A 16,020-nucleotide genomic window follows, 5' to 3' on the forward strand; every position below is an offset into this window, starting at 1 on the left:
CCCGACGGCCGGGTGTACCTTCTCGTCAGTAGTCTCTCGGGCGTGGAGGAGGTCGTCTCGCGGGCGGGCGAGAACGATTTCAGTGCCGTCGCGCTCCGCGACGAGTCGTTCCCGTTCGAGACGCTGACGATCCTGAAACTCGTCCGCTGATCGTCGCTGACATTACTGCGAAACATTTTCAGGAACGGAAAATATTAAACACCAGCATAACTAACCCCGGAGTACATGACTGAACGAATCGCCACATCCACGGGGCTGTTTCCGCTCCCCGATTGGGCGAAGGACGATCTCTCCGATCTGAAGGGCCACCAGAAACACGACCTCATCTCGGGCGACGAAGGGTCGGAACTGACCGCGGTGTACGACGACGCACGGAAGGAAGTCGTCGCGGTGCAACAGGACGCCGGACTCGACCGAGTCGTGGAGGGCCAACTGCGCTGGGACGACATGCTGGCCCATCCGCTGACGGTACACGATTCGGTCGAAACCGGCGGAATCGTGCGCTACTACGACAACAACAACTTCTACCGTGACCCCGTGGTCGTGGACGAACTCACGTTCGACGGCGACGTGGCGAACGAACTGGAATCGACCGCCGAACTCGCTGACGACGTGCAGGCCGTCCTCCCCGGACCGTACTCGCTCGCCGACCTCGCCACCGACGACTACTACGGTGACGACGAGGAGTTCCTCGCCGCGGTCGCGGAGTTCCTCGCCGGGGAAGTCGAGGCGTTCCCAAGCGTCGAGACGCTGTTCCTCCTCGAACCGTCGCTCGTGGAGAACCCGCCCGCGGACGGCGAGGACGCCCGCGCAAGCGAGGCAATCAACGTCGTCGCGAGCGCGACGGACGCCGACGTGGTGGTGCAACCGTACTTCGGGTCGCTCACCGAGAAGGTCCACGCACACGTCCTCGACGCCGACATCGACGCACTCGGCTACGACCTCGTCACCGACCACGACGGCTGTCTCTCCAACATCAACGAGTTCGGGACGACGGATTCGGTGTCGCTCGGACTGGTCGACGGGCAGAACACGCTGGTCGAATCGCCCGAGACGGTCGCCGAACGGGTCGATTGGTTCGAGGAGAATACGCCGGTCAACGAGTTCGAGAAAGTATATCTCACCACGAACACGGAGCCGTTCTACCTGCCGTACAACAAGTTCGAGGAGAAACTGGCCGCGCTCGGTGAAGCCGCGCGGTTGGAGGAGGTGGAAGCATGAGTGACGAATCTGCTTCCGGTTCGAACGACGCACGAAACCAGTTCCGTCCGGAGGACCACGACAACGACCACTTCATCCTGACGACCATCGTCGGAAGCTATCCCAAGCCGAAGTGGGTGGACCGCTCGCGCGAACTCTACAACGACCCCGACGCGGACTTCGACGGGAAGGCGTGGCAGGAGGCGAAAGACGACGCCTCCCGCCTCATCACGGACGAACACGAGCGCGCCGGACTGGACGTCGTAGTGGACGGCGAGATGCGGCGCAACGAGATGGTCGAGTACTTCGCCCACCGCATTTCGGGCTACGAGTTCAACGGCCCGGTGAAGGTGTGGGGACACAACTACTTCGACAAACCGAGCGTCGTCACGGACGTCGAGTACGACGAGACGTGGCTCGTGGACGAGTACGAGTTCACCAGCGAGGTGGCCGAGCGTCCCGTGAAGGTGCCCATCACCGGTCCGTACACGCTGGCGAGTTGGAGTTTCAACGAGGCCTACGACGACGAGGAGTCGCTGGCCTACGACCTCGCTGACCTGGTGAACGAGGAGATCGAGAAACTGGTCGAAGCGGGCGCACGCTACATCCAGATCGACGAACCGGCGCTGGCGACGACGCCGGACGACCACGCCATCGTCGGTGGCTGTCTGGAGCGCATCGCGGACGGCATCCCGGACGACGTCTACCTCGGTCTGCACGTCTGCTACGGCGACTACTCGCGTATCTATCCCGAAATTCTGGAGTTCCCGGTGGACGAGTTCGACCTCGAACTCGCCAACGGCGACTTCGAGCAGTTGGACGTGTTCCGCGACCCCGAATTCACCGCGAACCTCGCGCTCGGTGTCACCGACGCCCACACCGCCGAAGTCGAGAGCGTCGAGGAGATCAAGGCGAACATCCGGAAGGGACTCGAAATCGTCCCGCCCGAGCAACTGACCGTCAGTCCCGACTGCGGTCTGAAATTGCTCCCGCGCGACGTGGCGTACGGCAAGATGGCCAACATGGTGCAAGCCGCGCGCGAAGTCGAAGCGGAACTCGATGCCGGTGAGATCGACATCGGCGGCGAAGCGGTCAGCGCCGACGACTGACGCTCGACGGCGTCCTGAAGGCGAGTCTCCATCTATTTTTCGACCAAAAAAGTTCGAGCGACGCGTCTTCGCTCCGTTACCTGCCGTAGTGGCCGTGGCCGCCGTGGTTACCTCCATGACCACCGTAACCGCCGTGGTGGCCGTGATGACCACCATGACCGTGGTGTCCGTGACCGCCATGGTGTCCGCCGTGTCCATGGCCGCCGTGGTGACCGTGTCCATCGCGCGCGTATTCGAACTTGACGCTGACCGGAACGCGGCCGCCCTCACCCGGATGGGCCGCCCACGTCGAAGCCGCGATGACTTTCTCGAAGTTACCGTTGTGGAGGAAGTGTTCGAGTTCCTGTTTCTCGCCGTCGTCGAAGGTCCGCATGTCGAGTTGTTTGACCTTCGCACGGCCGTTCTTCTTGATGCCGATGAAGGTGAACTGGTACTCGACCTTGTCACCCGTCGCCTCGCGGAGACTCTCGAACGAGTCCGTCGAGTCCGTGGCGACGTGCTCGCCGCCGACTTCGACGTTCCGGACGTACATGCCGGGATGGGTGATCGCCCAGTCGGTCACGTAGCGGAAGGCGACGAGAACGTCACCCTCGCCCTCGTATTTCGAGAGGTCGAACGACTGGTTGACCCAGGTTCCGTTGGTCGTACCGGTGTATCCCGGTACGTTCTCCTTGACCGTCGGGTGGGCATCCGGGTTCGGGGAGTCGTCCGTCCGGTTGGATTCCAGACTCTCCCACGTCTCCCCGCCGTCCGTCGAGACCTGCACGAAGCCGTAGTCCCAGTTCTTCTCGATGTCGTAGTTCGTCTCGAACGACAGCGTCGATCCGTTCGAGAGGTCGGCATCCATGATGGCGTACCGGTCGAGCAGGGTTCCGGACCCGGAGTACAGTACCTTCCCCTCACCGTCGACGGGGTCAGTCGCAGTCTGCCACTGGGTTCCGATGTAGTCCGTTCCCGATAGCTCCACGCCCGTTATCGGCCCTTTGTCGGACGTGTCGACCTCCTTGTAGTTGGTTCCCCACGCGCCAGCGGTACCGACGTCGTTCGACGTGTTGAGGTTCAAATCGAGGCCGTCGATGTCGTACTCGTCCCGGACGTGGTGGTCGGACGAGTCGAGCACCGCCGCGGTCGAGAAGTCCTGATAGAGGTGGTAGAAGTCGGTGTTCGCACCGGTCTCGTTCAGAGTTTCCTCGACGCCCTCGATTCCGTTCTTCGTATCGTGTGCGAGGTTGCTGATGAAGTCGGTTCCGTACCTGTCGCTCAGGTACATCTGGAAGCTGAGCGCGATGCCGTAGTCCGAGAGGACGTTGATGGCCCCTTGATCCTCCCAGTTGGTGAGGGAGTTCGACGGCAGTTCCTCGTAGGCGTCGATGTGCTCTTGGGCGATGCCGTAGCCGGTGACGGTTTCGGCGTAATCGGACATGCCTTCGTTCACCCACGTCGTCTCGTCACTGTCGAGGTCGTTGTGGATGAGGTGCTGGTACTCGTGTGCGAGCGTTCCCTCGGAGCCGACCTCGTCGTTGGTCTCGTTGACTTCCTGCCATCCCGCTGCATCGAGCGTGACGACGTTGCGGTCGGTGTACTGCTGAATCTGGGGCGAGTAAAATCCAGCCGTGTAGATGGGGTACGACGAGTTGTAGTAGTTCTCGTCCCGGATGTTGTCCACCAGCAGGACGGTCTTGCCGGACCCGTTCTCGGTGTGATAGTAGTCGTCGGGGACTGCACCGAGTTCCTCCAGAAGGCTGTCCGTCCCGTTACGGGCGTCGGGTTTGCCGAACACGTCGGCTTCGGTGTCGTAGATGTTCTCGTCGAACGCCGTGCGAAGCGCTTCGGCCTGCTGTTCCGAGACCGTCGGGTCGGTACGCGAGTCGTTTTCCGGCCACGTCATGTCGCGGGCGACCCACACTTCGACGTTGTCACCGACGGAGAGGAGGGTGAAGTTCTTGAAGTAGTAGCTATCGTTGTCGGAGCCGAGGTACTGCTTGGTCGTTCCGATGCCGTCCGGGTCGGTCGCGTCGTCGGACGGGTCCATGATGATGGACGAGTCCGTATCCGCGAGGATGGATGCCGTCCCGGCCCGCTCTCTATCCGTCGTCGTGAACCTATCGGGAGCGGTATCGAAATCTATCGGCTTGTCGAGCGACTCCTGTGAGGGTTCGCCCTTCCGATATTCGACGCCGTCCGAGGAGTTGTTCACGGGGTGCTTCGGGTCGAGGACGGTCGGACGAAGGTCGTCACTCGTGTTCGGGTTTGTTGCTACAGTACCGCCAGCCCAGAGAGCCGACGTGGACAGTACGACTAATAAACTCAACGCCACCGCTTTTATTTTCATCCGACGTGTACTGTTAACGCTATCTACATAATTATTTGCAAAAATTATTGAATTATTTAATCACATTATATACTAAATACAGATGGCTTTTGGCACCGGCGTATCTCGGGTTTCGATTCCGAGTGCCCCGGAACACCGTGGCTGCGAGACGAGCAGGGGGCGTGGAGCGACTGTCGCGCGGTCGTTTTCACGTTCGCGTTTCCGCGAACGGTACCCTTTTCGCTTCGGAGAGGATGGTTTCGAACGTATGAGCGGGACATTCGACCACGTAATGATGCGTGTAGAGGATTTGGACGAATCGCTCGACTGGTACCAGACGCACCTCGGATACGAGGAGAAAAGCCGGTGGGAGGCGGATACGTTCACGAACGTCCACCTCGGTCCCGAAGACGTACACGAGGACGGGGCGACGCTCGAACTGACGTACAACCACGACGACCGTTCCTACGAGATGGGCGACGCATGGGGTCACATCGCGGTCCGCGTCGAGGACGTGTACGACGCCTACGAGGAACTGATGGACGCCGGTGTGGAGGACTACCGCGACCCCGATTCCTGTGGTGGTCGATACGCGTTCGTCAAGGACCCCGACGGACACGAGATCGAAATCGTTCAGCGCGACCACGGTGCGCGCTGGAGCATCGACCACACCATGATCCGCGTCGAAGATGCCGACGACGCGCTCGGGTTCTGGACGCGCAAGTTCGAATACGTGCACACAGGGCGATGGGAGTCGGACACGTTCGCCAACTACTTCATGAAGCCCGAAGACGCCGCCGAGGAGGCGATGGCGGTGGAACTGACGTACAACTACGATGGGCGTTCCTACGAACTGGGCGACGCGTGGGGTCACTTCGCAGTGCGCGTGGACGACCTGCGCGACGACTGGGATACCCTAATGGAGCGCGAGGCCGAGGACTACCGCGACCCGGAATCGTGCGACGACAGGTACGCGTTCACCAAGGATCAGGACGGACACGAGATCGAACTCATCGAGAACTGAGCGCGAATACGGACGTTTCTTTTTCCGCAATATCGGGCAATATTCACGGAGAACTGTATCATTTGTTCGTAATTATCAGATGTATCTCAGTCATCTATTTCTTTTATAATCGTCCATAAATCATGTATTCCTTTCGATACAAACATCATCTCCTACTTAAAGACTGGAATGGTGAATCTCCGACTTAATGACTCCTTGTACTATTGCGGGTTCGCTCCTGGACATCCGATTGGTCTCATCTATTACCATTATATGGGGTCCCCATTGGCGCCGCTATTGCCTGAATTCTTGCGTTTGAGTGGATAACGGTAGATTACCAGACCACAAAGCATTTATAATAAGAGAATAACTTTCTTCCTGTACTCCTACCCATGGTGGCAGATGGAGTACCACTTCCTCCCGAACCGGTTCGGGTTGGACGAAATGTCGATACGGTCGTGGGAAAAGAACTGTCGCCGACAAAGAAACAATCAACGAGAAAGCATGACAGGAAATAACTCAAAGGTTCGCAGCCTCGCCCTGACCGCGATGCTCGTGCTGTCGGTCTTCGCCGGCACCATGGCATTCGCAGGCACGGCAGGTGCTGCTAGTGGCACTGACATCACTCAAGGGCCTGTTGAATACACCGACAGCTCTGGGAACCACATGATCGAAGTAGTTTTGGGCCAAACTGGATCCCACAGCTACACAGTCTACGACCGCACTGGAAAACAAGTTGCGACCCCCACTGATTCCGGCAAATCGGGCGACCAGAACGTTACCCTCGATGTCGGACAGGATCTGAGCGGTGAAGCAACGCTCAACATCGACGGTGAGAATTTCTCCGTCACGACGACCTCGGCAACTGTTGACAACGCCACGTCGTCGCTCAACGCATACGCTGGCGAGAAAATCGCAGTTCTGGTAGATTTGAACGGCCAGAGCTACCAGGTCTCCTCCGGTAACTCCGACTTCAACACCCGCCGCCTCGGCACGGGTGCCGACAGCAAAGTTGCCGTCTTCGACACCGAAGGTCTGGACACGGGCTCCAGCTACAACTTCACCATCGGTGGTAACTCCGCAACCGAAGTCAGCCTCGATGACCTCGGCTTCGAGGTTAGCGCTGACAACGTTACAACCGCGGAAAACGTCATCGCGACCGCCTCTGCATACCAGAGCGGCCGCGAGATCAAGGCGACGCTGTACGACAGCAACGACAACGAAGTTCAGACGCTGAACGACGACATCGGCAGCGACGGTAGCGTTGATGTCTCGTTCGACGAAGCTGATGCTGGTTCCTACACCGTCGAAGTGACGGATATCAAAACGGGGATCACCGCTTCCACCGACCTCACGGTCACGGAAGCTGGCGACGAGAAAGCAACCTTCGTTGACATGCCAGCCACCCCGCGTGGCGACATCGCCAACATCACGGTCAACCTCGAAAACACTGACACGGCGTACGTCCAGATCGGTACGTTCGCTGACTCGAACTTCCAAGCGAACGTCGAAGCCACTGACACCGACGATGACGGTCAGGTCGTTCTCCACCTCAACACGTTCGAGACGAACAAGAGCACGAGCTACGTGAGCGCAGGAGAGGGAACGAGCATCGAGAGCCAGACCGACGAACAGCTCAGCTCCGACCCACTCGTCAACGGTAGCTACGACCTCGCAGTCAGCACGATTGGCTTTAAGGCCCAGTCCGACAACGGTGGCTACGATATCGCCGATAGCCCGTCGGACAAGACCCAGCTCCGTATCAGCCCACGCTCGACTGACTCCATCAGCACGTGGATTCAGCCGGAAAGTGTGAGCTCGCATGATAACGTTGCAGACGTTACGGACAGCATCACGCAGCGTAGTACCGTCGCAGGTGAAGACAACATTATCCTCAAGGTCGACGCAACCGGTATCTACGGCGCGAACGAGCTGCAGGATATCAAGAGCCGAAGCGACATGTCGCTGAAGATTGTCGAGACCGGCGACAACGTCGAAAAGAACACGAATGCAGACACCGTCCCATCGGGCAAATACGACATCATCACTGACGGAGTGAACGGTACCTTCTACGTCGTCATGGACGCAAACGAGCTCCAGAACGTGGACGGCGCAGATGGCTACGGCGACTGGAAAGCGACGTTCACCGTCAAGAAGAGCTACGCGCTCAACGACGGTGAAGACCAGTCCGTCTCCACCACCTTCACGTACGAAGAGCAGGACACCTCGCTGAACGGCGGCGAAGACTTCCAGGCTCCGAAGGGCAACTCCACCGTCTCCGGTAAGACGAACCTCGCACCGGGTACGGAACTCAGCGTCGTTGCCGACAGCAACATCTTCTACATCCCACAAGATGTGACCGTCAGCGACGACGGTACGTTCTCGGCGAAGTACAACTTCGACCGCGATGACGTCGACAACGGCACGGAGTTCTCCGTCTACGTCAGCGATGATGAAGACAACACCAAGATCGGTGGTGTCGTGAACGCGGACATGAACGACACGACGACCACGACCACGACGACGTCCTCGACGACCACGACGACGTCCTCGACGGACACGACCACGACGTCTTCGACGGACACGACGACGTCCACGACGTCCTCGTCCGAGACGACGACGACGTCCTCGACCTCGACCTCGACCTCGTCGAACGATGACGGTCAGCCTGGTTTCGGCGTCGCAGTCTCCGTCGTTGCACTCCTCGCCGCTGCGCTCCTCGCGCTCCGCCGAGAGAACTAAATCGGACATCGCGTCTGATTTCGACTAACGAAAACTAATTCATTTTTCGCGTACTCGACCCCTCAGCGACAGCCTTACTGAACGGGTCAAAATAATCGAGAAGAAGTCGTCCGCTGGTTTTACAGCGTACGTATCGATTCACACGACGTCGAGCAGTTCGCTCGGTGCGTCCGCGAGCGATGCGAGGGCGTCCGCCTCGATGTGATGGAGATCTCCAGGAACGACGAGCAGGTGGAGCGGGTCGCCAAAATCGCGCTCCGCGAGTACTGATAGTCGATCGGCTTCGACGAGCGGGTCGGGGCTTCCGGCACGCGCGACGACGACGGCGAGCACGTCGTCGTAGCCATCGGCGAGCAACTCGGCCGCGTGGCTTCCCGTCATATACTCGTCTTCGGTCACCGACTCCTTTCGCGGATTCCAACCGACTTTGATGTCGAGGTAGACGAGCGTATGGAGCCCCCGTACTCGGTTGTCGTCGAGCACGTCGGTCACGCTCGCCGGGAGTCCATCCGCGCCGTGGGCGTACTCGAACGGGAGCGTGGTCGCTTTGCCGAACCGATAATTCTGGAGACCGGTGAGACCGCTGGCCGCGGATTCCGCAGTCGGCGCGTGGATGACGCGGGTGTCGATACCGCGGTCTTCGGCACGCAAACGGAGGTCCACGTGGGTCGTCGAAATCATGGTGTCACCGGCGGTGAGAAAGGCGGCGTGTCCGGATTCGGCGGCGTCGAGGATATCCTCGGGATCCTGTTCGACACCCGGGCGGTCACGAACTTCGATGTCCGTCTCGTGAAACGCTTCGAGGTCGGCGACGTCTGCCCCGATGAGTTTGCTGGTGTAGAATTCGGCGAAAACTTCGTCCGCGTCGGCGATCGCTTCGCGGCCCTCGACGGTTATCGAGCGCTCGTCGTACAGGCCAAGACCGATGAAAGTGAGCATGAGGAGGGTTTGGAAAGATGCACGTTTAAGGGATGCGACCCGAAGCGTCAGCGTTAACGCCCGCTTCCGGCAAGGAGACGTATGGAAGTACCTTGCGTGCGCGTCGAACGGGAACAGGGGGAAGCGGCGCGCCGCGAACTCGCGGAGTCGGATTTGGTGGTGGACGAGGTGGAAATCGTGGTCGAAGACGGCTGGCTCTACATTCCCGTCACCGACCCCGACGCCGTTCCATCCGGGTTCGAACTCGTCTCCCACGATCTCCCGACCCGCACGACACAGCGGATGCCCGCCGACATCCTCGGCTTCGAACCGAGTTACGAGCGACTCGGGGACATCGTCCTCATCGACGAGGACGACTCGGAACTGGCGGGGGGAATCGCGGACGCCATCATCGCGTCGGCATTGCCGGTCGAGACGGTGCTCAATCGCGCGTCGAAAGTGAAAGGCGAGACCCGCGTCCGCGACTGGGACGTACTGGCCGGAAACGGCACCGAAACCGTCCACCGTGAGTACGGATGTGAGTTCCTCTTGGACGTCGCACGCGTGTACTTCTCACCACGTCTCGCGACGGAGCGCCACCGTGTCACCGAGCAGGTCACGCAGGACGAACACGCGTTCGATATGTTCGCCGGTGTCGGGCCGTTCGTGATCCCGTTCGCAAAGCGCGGTGCAACCGTCGTCGGCGCGGACGTGAACGAGGTCGCTATCGACTACCTCCAAGAGAACGCACGCCGGAACGGGGTCGAAGACCGCGTGACGGCGATTCCCGGCGACGTTCGAGGGACGGCCACGGAGTACGAGGACTGGGCCGACCGCATCGTGATGAACCTCCCCCACAGCGCCGACGAATTCCTCGATACCGCCGTCGCGCTGGCGAGCGACGACTGTGTCATCCACTACTACGACATCCAGCACGAGGACGATCCGTTTGGACCGGGAGAGGAGGCGATTCGGTCGGCTGCGGAACCGGAGTACGACGTGACGGTCGAAACGCGACGGGAGGTCCGGTCCTACGCTCCCCACGAGCTCAACGTCTGTCTGGACGTGCGGTTGACGCGGTAGTTCGTGATGAATTAATCCAAGGCTCCGCGGCCATTTCGCAACCCTTATGCACTCCGTGGTGTCTACGTTGTAATGCAGTTGGACGCAGAGCGTGCCGGTGTTCGACCGAACGAAATGAGGTCGAGCTCGGGAGCGCACGCGAGTGTGCCGGTGTAGCTCAGACTGGCTAGAGCGATTCCTTCGTAAGGAATAGGCCGAGGGTTCAAATCCCTCCACCGGCTCTCCTCTTTCGACTCAAAGTTGCGAAAGACGTTTTTCGTCGTGGTTTCTCCATTCATCTCCGCGCCGGTAGTGCCGACATTGTACCGTCGCCAGTATGCAGCATGAACACACGATGGACACTCCCACGAGACGTGTGGAAATCGACTGAAGCTCTCCCCTCTGTGCGGTGGTATTCAACCAGTGCGAGTCATCGACGGGATCATATTCTGTAACCGATCAGCCGTTAGAATGAATGGGTCGCATGGTCTCAATACATTCCATGTTCTCGGAAAAGGATGACACGGAACAGTCCGAAAGCCGCAGCGGGGATGATGGCGATGGACGAACGACTATCGTCCCCGCCTCGGACGGGACCGGATCACGGTTCGACCGACGTCGTTTTCTCGGCGGCGTCGGTGGGATCGGAGTGCTCAGTAGTTTGTCCGGATTCGCTCGGCTGAAAAACGGGCGGGCCGATCGTAGCGTGGTCGGCGTGAGTTCTCGAAACCCCTCGTCGAGGACGGAGAGACCGCCTGCAGCGTACTCGGCAACTGACCTCGGCACCCTCGGTGGTGCTGAGAGCACCGCGACGAGCATCAGCCGTCGTGGATACGTCGTCGGGACCAGTCAGCGGGCGGACCTCGTTCCACACGCGTTCCTCTGGTCGGAACGGGATGGGATGCAAGACCTGGGCACCCTCACCGACAGGACCAGCAGGGCCACCGACATCAACGGCCACTGTCACGTCGTCGGTGCGAGCAGAGTGACCGATATCTGGGAGAGGGACACCGGGACTCGGACCAAAATATACCCGGAGCACGCCATTCGTTGGTCGAGGGAAGGAGGAATGCGAGATATCTACAGCAGCGACGGGCAGAACAGTGTTGCCACCGCTATCAACGACCGGGGAGATATCGTCGGAACTTTCCACTACTACGGAGAGGTCACGTTGGAAGGGTTCGTCCTGTGGGCCGACGGCGATTGTTCCGACCGATTGTGGCGTTCCCCCCGCTCTTCGTCCGGCGATTTTTTGGTCCCTGCTGATATCGATACCGACGGTCGAATCGTCGGAACCAGTTTCGGCGTCGAACCCGTCTCTGGAGATGCGTTCATGTGGTCGGAAGACGAGGGAGAGCGTGCGCTCGGTACCCTCGGTGGACAGGAGGGAGAGGCCACCGCCATCAATGACCGCGGACAGGTGGTCGGGAACAGCCAAACGGCGGACGGAACGGTTCACGCGTTCGTCTGGTCGCCGGACGAGGGCATGTCTGACCTCGGCACGCTCGGTGGAAACTATAGCGAGGCCACCGACGTCAACGACCGTGGGCAGGTGGTTGGGAACAGCCAAACGGCGGATGGAACCGTTCACGCGTTCATCTGGTCGCCGGACGAGGGCATGCGTGACCTCGGCACGCTCGGTGGCGACTACAGCCGTGCGAACGGTATCAACGAACGGGAACAGATCGTCGGGGAGAGTCGGACGGACGGCGGTTCCCCGCACGCCACGCTGTGGAGTCGGGAATAATCGCTGTCGAACACGGGTCCGGTCGAAGCGATCATCCGCACGACGCGACGGGCGGCGGCCAGGGGAGTCAAGCCGGACGATGTCACTGCCCGAGTCGTAGGCAGTCCATATTTTTCGGTAGGATGACCTTGCAGTCGGTCGAGAAATTGCAACGACCAACGCGGATCACCACCTGTTTTTACTCGATGAAAGACCGCGTGAGAACCCCCGAAAAACAATTACAAGGCGACCCCAGGGATTTCTGAAGAGGCGTTGATACAAAATGAACCGCTCGTAATCGATGCGAACGATTTCAACGATCTGCGCCACTTTTTCCCGTGGGTGACGAAGGGAAAGCCGCAATGAGAGTATCCTCGCAGAGAGTCCTCGCAAGCCTACTGGTTGCCGTCCTCCTTGTCAGCGGTGGAGCGGGTGTCGCACTCGCCGACGGACACGCCTCGAACAGCGATGTCACGAAGCTTGGTGGGCAGGACATCACCATTAGCGACGTCACGATAACCGTCTCGGACACCCATCTCTCCGGACCGGGATTCCCGGACGTCTCCATCGATCACCGAACCTACACCCTCGACGATTCCACGATGAGTATCGATGGCCTCCACGTGTCCGTCAACGGACACCAGTACGAAATCTGCAACGTCGACGTGACGCTGAAAAACATCGGTGTGACGCTGAACAACGTCCAAATATCGAGCAGCTAAATCGAGTTAACACACCGAAAACGGTGGGAGAAATGACACAAGGCGGTGACGACGAACTCGTCACCTGGACGTGTTGGCTGACGCGTTCCGCGTCGTCGACGAACCGTTCGACGATGCCGCTTTTTTCGACTTGTTTCGCAGCCACTGACGGTACTGTTTTTTCGGAAGCACGCGGACTTTCGTCCGCATTCGGGCGTGCCCCGACCCGCAGAACTCGGTGCAGTAGCCGCGATACGTTCCGGTTTTGTAGACACGCGTGTGGATGACCGTCGTTCGCTTGGGGAACACGTCCTGTTTGACCCCTAATTGGGGAATGAACAACGAATGGATCACGTCCGCGGAGGTCATCCGAATGTAGATGTCCGTGTGGGCGGGCAGGACGAGGTTGTCGTGCGTCGTGACGTTCGTCCCGGGATACTGGAACTGCCACCCCCACTGATAGGCGAGGGTGTGAACCGTCACCGCATTCGATGTATTCGCGGCGTCGGCGACGCCCATTCCCGCACCGCTTCCGCTCGCGCCTCCCAGACTCGAACCGCCCGCGCCACCGGCAGTCCCAGCGCTTCTCGGTTGTGTCGGCGTGATGTACGGGTTCGTCAACACGGTGAACGCGGCGACACCGACGAACAGCAGGATGATGGCAGTCGCGATGGTCCACGTGATTTCGAGCGGCTTGTCTTCCGCGGTCGGTTGCGGGTCGTCGTTGTTTCGAAACCGAAAGACCGCATACACCAAAATGAGCTCGACGAAGAGCGTCAGTGGCAACGCTACGTACGCGAGCTGGTAGTTCAGCGAGTCGATGAGTCGTTTGTTTACGGACTGTGCGGCCGCTGGTTCGACGGCGGTGATTCCGGCGATGAGGAGAAGGCATGCTATCGTCCCCCACCGAACCCCTCCAGTGCGACGGCGTCGCATCGTTCCCGAGTCAACTGACGTGCGGATATAGCTATCGTGCGTTCGTTGAATTGTCTTTCATCCATCATTATCTCCGAATTGCCCCCCGTCTTTATTGTGGTCGACAATGACACGAAGGAGTATGCACGGGGGGAGGGGAACGAGCGGGTGCCACCGGGAGGGGCCCCGATGACGAATCGAGCGCTAATCGAACTCACCGTCTTGGGTCTTCTCGTCGGCGGATGTTGGTTGCTCACTCGTTTAGCCCGTCAACGGTCGGCGAAACCGGACGGCGGATATCCGTCCCCGCGCGAGTTCGATTTCGACCTCGGTTCGATCTGGAACTCGATAACCTACTGGACGACGACGACGAATCACCGTGACATCGGGAAACTGTACATCGTCTTCGGGACGTTCGCGGCGCTCTGGGGCGGCATCGAGGCGATGATGATGCGGACGGAGCTGTTGACCCCGAACGCGAGTATCTGGTCGACCGAGACGTACAACGCGCTGTTTACGTCCCACGGGTTGACGATGCTGTTCTTCTTCGTCACGCCGGTCTTCTTCGGCATCGCCAACTACTTCATCCCGTTGCTCATCGGCGCGGACGACATGGCGTTCCCGCGGCTGAACGCCATCGGGTTCTGGCTGTTGCCCCCTTCGTTGCTCCTCGTCCGTGGGGGGCTCCCCTCACAGGTGGTCGGCCAGTTCCTCGACCTGTTCGGGATTCACGGTCCGCTGTACCAGTTCTTCTGGACGCTTCACGATCCGGAGCTGGGATGGACGCTGTACACGCCGCTCGCGACACAGAGCACGGACCCGCAGGTGAACTTCCTCCTCCTCGGCCTGCACCTCTCCGGCATCGCCACGACCCTCGGTGCCATCAACTTCATTGTCACCATCTTCTACGAACGCGAGGAGGGCCTCGGCATGGGGTCGCTCGACATCTTCGGGTGGAACATGCTCGTGACGAGCGCGCTCATCATCTTCGCGTTTCCACTGCTCGGGAGCGCCGCGATCATGATGCTGCTCGACCGCGTGTTCGGGACGACGTTCTACGCGGCGGGCGGTGGGGGACCGATGCTGTGGCAGAACCTGTTCTGGTTCTTCGGCCATCCGGAGGTGTACATAATCTTCCTCCCGGCGGCCGGATTGATGAGTTTTATCCTCCCGAAGTTCGCGGGCCGGAAGCTGTTCGGGTTCAACTTCATCGTCTACTCCACGATGGGTATCGGCGTCCTGTCGTTCGGCGTCTGGGCACATCACATGTTCGTGACCGGGATGGACCCGCGTCTCCGCGCGAGCTTCATGGCCGTCTCGGTCGCTATCGCGGTGCCGAGCGCCATCAAGACCTTCAACTGGATCACGACGATCTGGTCCGGGGAAATCCGACTCACCGCACCGATGGTGCTCTGTATCAGCAGCATCGGTACGTTCGTCGTCGGCGGCGTCACGGGCGTGTTCCTCGCGGCGATTCCCATCGATATCGTTCTCCACGGCACCTACTACGTCGTCGGCCACTTCCATCTGATCCTCATGGGGATCATTCCGTTCATGATGATCGCCGCGAGCTACTACTGGTACCCGATCCTGACCGAACGGATGTACGACCGGCAACTCGCGCTGTTCCAGTCTCTACTGTTCGTCGTCGGGTCGATCGTGACCTTTGGGACGATGATCATCCTGGGACTGCTGAACCTCCCCCGACGCTACGCCATCTATCCCCCCGAATTCGCCTCGTTCCAACGCATCTCGACCATCGGGGCGTACCTCATCGGTCTCTCGGTTCTGCTGTGGCTCTACAACATGCTCTGGTCCTACTGGAACGGCTCACCCGTCACGGACGCCGACGTGTGGGGGCTGAAACGAACCAACCAGTTCACCCGCGAGTGGCAGTGGTTCGAGCGACGACTCGAAGCGAAATACGGCATCGAACCGACCGAACCGGAGACGACCCGAGCGGCCGCCACGGAGGTCCCGAGCGAGGGGAGTCCGAACGTCTTCCAGGGCGTCAGATCGCTCGGTGTCTCGTTTCCACGAGTCGTCGCAGCGGCCGCGATCGGCGGCCTCGTCGGGACGGTCCTCATGTCCGGCGTGTTGTTCACGGCGGCGGTGCTGAACGTGTTCAGCCTCTCGTCGTTCGTCAACCTCTCCGGGTTCGTCGGCCAGCAGAGCGTGGTCGTCGGCTACCTCCTCTTCCTCATCGGTGGCATGACGACGTGGGCGCTCCTGTTCGCCGTGTTGGCCGAGTACCTGCCGGGGGAGCCTCGTATCATCACCGGGTTGGCGTTCGCGACGGTGATCGCCGTCGGGTTCGCCTTGGCGTTCTACAC

At 60.1% G+C, this 16,020-nt stretch carries 11 protein-coding genes, 1 tRNA gene and 2 pseudogenes; 11 read left to right on the forward strand and 3 right to left on the reverse strand.

The annotated features are described in order from the left end of the window. From WBV42_RS16275 to WBV42_RS16285, 3 genes and pseudogenes are all read left to right on the forward strand, one after another. Positions 1-150 (forward strand): annotated as a pseudogene (locus tag WBV42_RS16275) (HemK2/MTQ2 family protein methyltransferase); the annotation flags it as partial. A gap of 75 nt (positions 151-225) precedes the next feature. After that, positions 226-1,221: a 5-methyltetrahydropteroyltriglutamate--homocysteine methyltransferase gene (locus WBV42_RS16280; RefSeq protein ID WP_423986953.1), complete on the forward strand. Its 996-nt coding sequence runs from the start codon at positions 226-228 to the stop codon at positions 1,219-1,221. Further along, entirely contained in the window at positions 1,218-2,309 is a 1,092-nt protein-coding gene (locus tag WBV42_RS16285) for a methionine synthase (RefSeq protein ID WP_423986954.1), read from the forward strand. The genes WBV42_RS16280 and WBV42_RS16285 overlap by 4 nt, the downstream gene beginning before the upstream one ends. 76 nt (positions 2,310-2,385) lie before the next feature. Here the strand turns inward: WBV42_RS16285 and WBV42_RS16290 are convergent, their stop codons facing one another. Continuing rightward, positions 2,386-4,641 (reverse strand): peptidase M6, encoded by a 2,256-nt coding sequence (locus tag WBV42_RS16290; RefSeq protein WP_423986955.1) that lies wholly within the window; start codon positions 4,639-4,641, stop codon positions 2,386-2,388. 247 nt (positions 4,642-4,888) lie between these two features. Here WBV42_RS16290 and WBV42_RS16295 point away from each other — a divergent pair, with 247 nt between their 5' ends. The 3 genes and pseudogenes from WBV42_RS16295 (at position 4,889) to WBV42_RS16305 (ending at position 8,365) form a co-directional block, all read left to right on the forward strand. Continuing rightward, positions 4,889-5,644: a VOC family protein gene (locus WBV42_RS16295; protein ID WP_253228045.1), complete on the forward strand. Its 756-nt coding sequence runs from the start codon at positions 4,889-4,891 to the stop codon at positions 5,642-5,644. Between the two features lie 483 nt (positions 5,645-6,127). Then, a pseudogene (locus tag WBV42_RS16300) lies at positions 6,128-6,220 on the forward strand (surface glycoprotein); the annotation flags it as partial. 69 nt (positions 6,221-6,289) lie between these two features. Next, the gene (locus WBV42_RS16305; RefSeq protein WP_423986962.1) at positions 6,290-8,365 is read left to right on the forward strand and encodes a BGTF surface domain-containing protein; all 2,076 of its coding nucleotides are present in this window, start codon (positions 6,290-6,292) and stop codon (positions 8,363-8,365) included. Positions 8,366-8,503: 138 nt separating this feature from the next. On the opposite strand, the gene dph5 is transcribed toward WBV42_RS16305, so the two are convergent. Then, positions 8,504-9,304, reverse strand: a complete 801-nt coding sequence (dph5, locus tag WBV42_RS16310; protein WP_423986956.1) for a diphthine synthase — start codon at positions 9,302-9,304, stop codon at positions 8,504-8,506. A gap of 81 nt (positions 9,305-9,385) precedes the next feature. Here dph5 and WBV42_RS16315 point away from each other — a divergent pair, with 81 nt between their 5' ends. The 4 genes from WBV42_RS16315 to WBV42_RS16330 all read left to right on the forward strand — a co-directional run bounded on the left by WBV42_RS16315 (position 9,386) and on the right by WBV42_RS16330 (position 12,793). Continuing rightward, positions 9,386-10,366: a class I SAM-dependent methyltransferase gene (locus WBV42_RS16315; protein ID WP_423986957.1), complete on the forward strand. Its 981-nt coding sequence runs from the start codon at positions 9,386-9,388 to the stop codon at positions 10,364-10,366. 146 nt (positions 10,367-10,512) lie between these two features. Then, positions 10,513-10,587, forward strand: a tRNA-Thr gene (locus WBV42_RS16320). A 260-nt stretch (positions 10,588-10,847) separates the two neighbouring features. Further along, on the forward strand, positions 10,848-12,092 hold the full coding sequence (locus WBV42_RS16325) for a hypothetical protein (RefSeq protein ID WP_423986958.1): 1,245 nt from the start codon (positions 10,848-10,850) through the stop codon (positions 12,090-12,092). Between the two features lie 341 nt (positions 12,093-12,433). After that, on the forward strand, positions 12,434-12,793 hold the full coding sequence (locus WBV42_RS16330; RefSeq protein ID WP_423986959.1) for a hypothetical protein: 360 nt from the start codon (positions 12,434-12,436) through the stop codon (positions 12,791-12,793). 60 nt (positions 12,794-12,853) lie between these two features. On the opposite strand, the gene coxB is transcribed toward WBV42_RS16330, so the two are convergent. Continuing rightward, positions 12,854-13,708, reverse strand: coding sequence for a cytochrome c oxidase subunit II (coxB, locus tag WBV42_RS16335; RefSeq protein ID WP_423986960.1), 855 nt, complete (start codon positions 13,706-13,708; stop codon positions 12,854-12,856). Positions 13,709-13,876: 168 nt separating this feature from the next. Between coxB and WBV42_RS16340 the strand changes: the two genes are divergently transcribed. Next, positions 13,877-16,020 (forward strand): DUF6789 family protein (locus WBV42_RS16340; protein ID WP_423986961.1); only part of this gene is annotated, 2,144 nt, incomplete at its 3' end.

The organism is Haladaptatus sp. (assembly GCF_049589095.1).
Lineage (GTDB): Archaea > Halobacteriota > Halobacteria > Halobacteriales > Haladaptataceae > Haladaptatus.

What these genes read in the sequence shown, in the direction of transcription:
- WBV42_RS16280 (WP_423986953.1), top strand. Translation starts at nt 226, where the DNA reads ATGACTGAACGAATCGCCACATCCACGGGGCTGTTTCCGCTCCCCGAT.
- WBV42_RS16285 (WP_423986954.1), top strand. Translation starts at nt 1,218, where the DNA reads ATGAGTGACGAATCTGCTTCCGGTTCGAACGACGCACGAAACCAGTTC.
- WBV42_RS16290 (WP_423986955.1), bottom strand. Translation starts at nt 4,641, where the DNA reads ATGAAAATAAAAGCGGTGGCGTTGAGTTTATTAGTCGTACTGTCCACG.
- WBV42_RS16295 (WP_253228045.1), top strand. Translation starts at nt 4,889, where the DNA reads ATGAGCGGGACATTCGACCACGTAATGATGCGTGTAGAGGATTTGGAC.
- WBV42_RS16305 (WP_423986962.1), top strand. Translation starts at nt 6,290, where the DNA reads ATGATCGAAGTAGTTTTGGGCCAAACTGGATCCCACAGCTACACAGTC.
- dph5 (WP_423986956.1), bottom strand. Translation starts at nt 9,304, where the DNA reads ATGCTCACTTTCATCGGTCTTGGCCTGTACGACGAGCGCTCGATAACC.
- WBV42_RS16315 (WP_423986957.1), top strand. Translation starts at nt 9,386, where the DNA reads ATGGAAGTACCTTGCGTGCGCGTCGAACGGGAACAGGGGGAAGCGGCG.
- WBV42_RS16325 (WP_423986958.1), top strand. Translation starts at nt 10,848, where the DNA reads ATGTTCTCGGAAAAGGATGACACGGAACAGTCCGAAAGCCGCAGCGGG.
- WBV42_RS16330 (WP_423986959.1), top strand. Translation starts at nt 12,434, where the DNA reads ATGAGAGTATCCTCGCAGAGAGTCCTCGCAAGCCTACTGGTTGCCGTC.
- coxB (WP_423986960.1), bottom strand. Translation starts at nt 13,708, where the DNA reads ATGCGACGCCGTCGCACTGGAGGGGTTCGGTGGGGGACGATAGCATGC.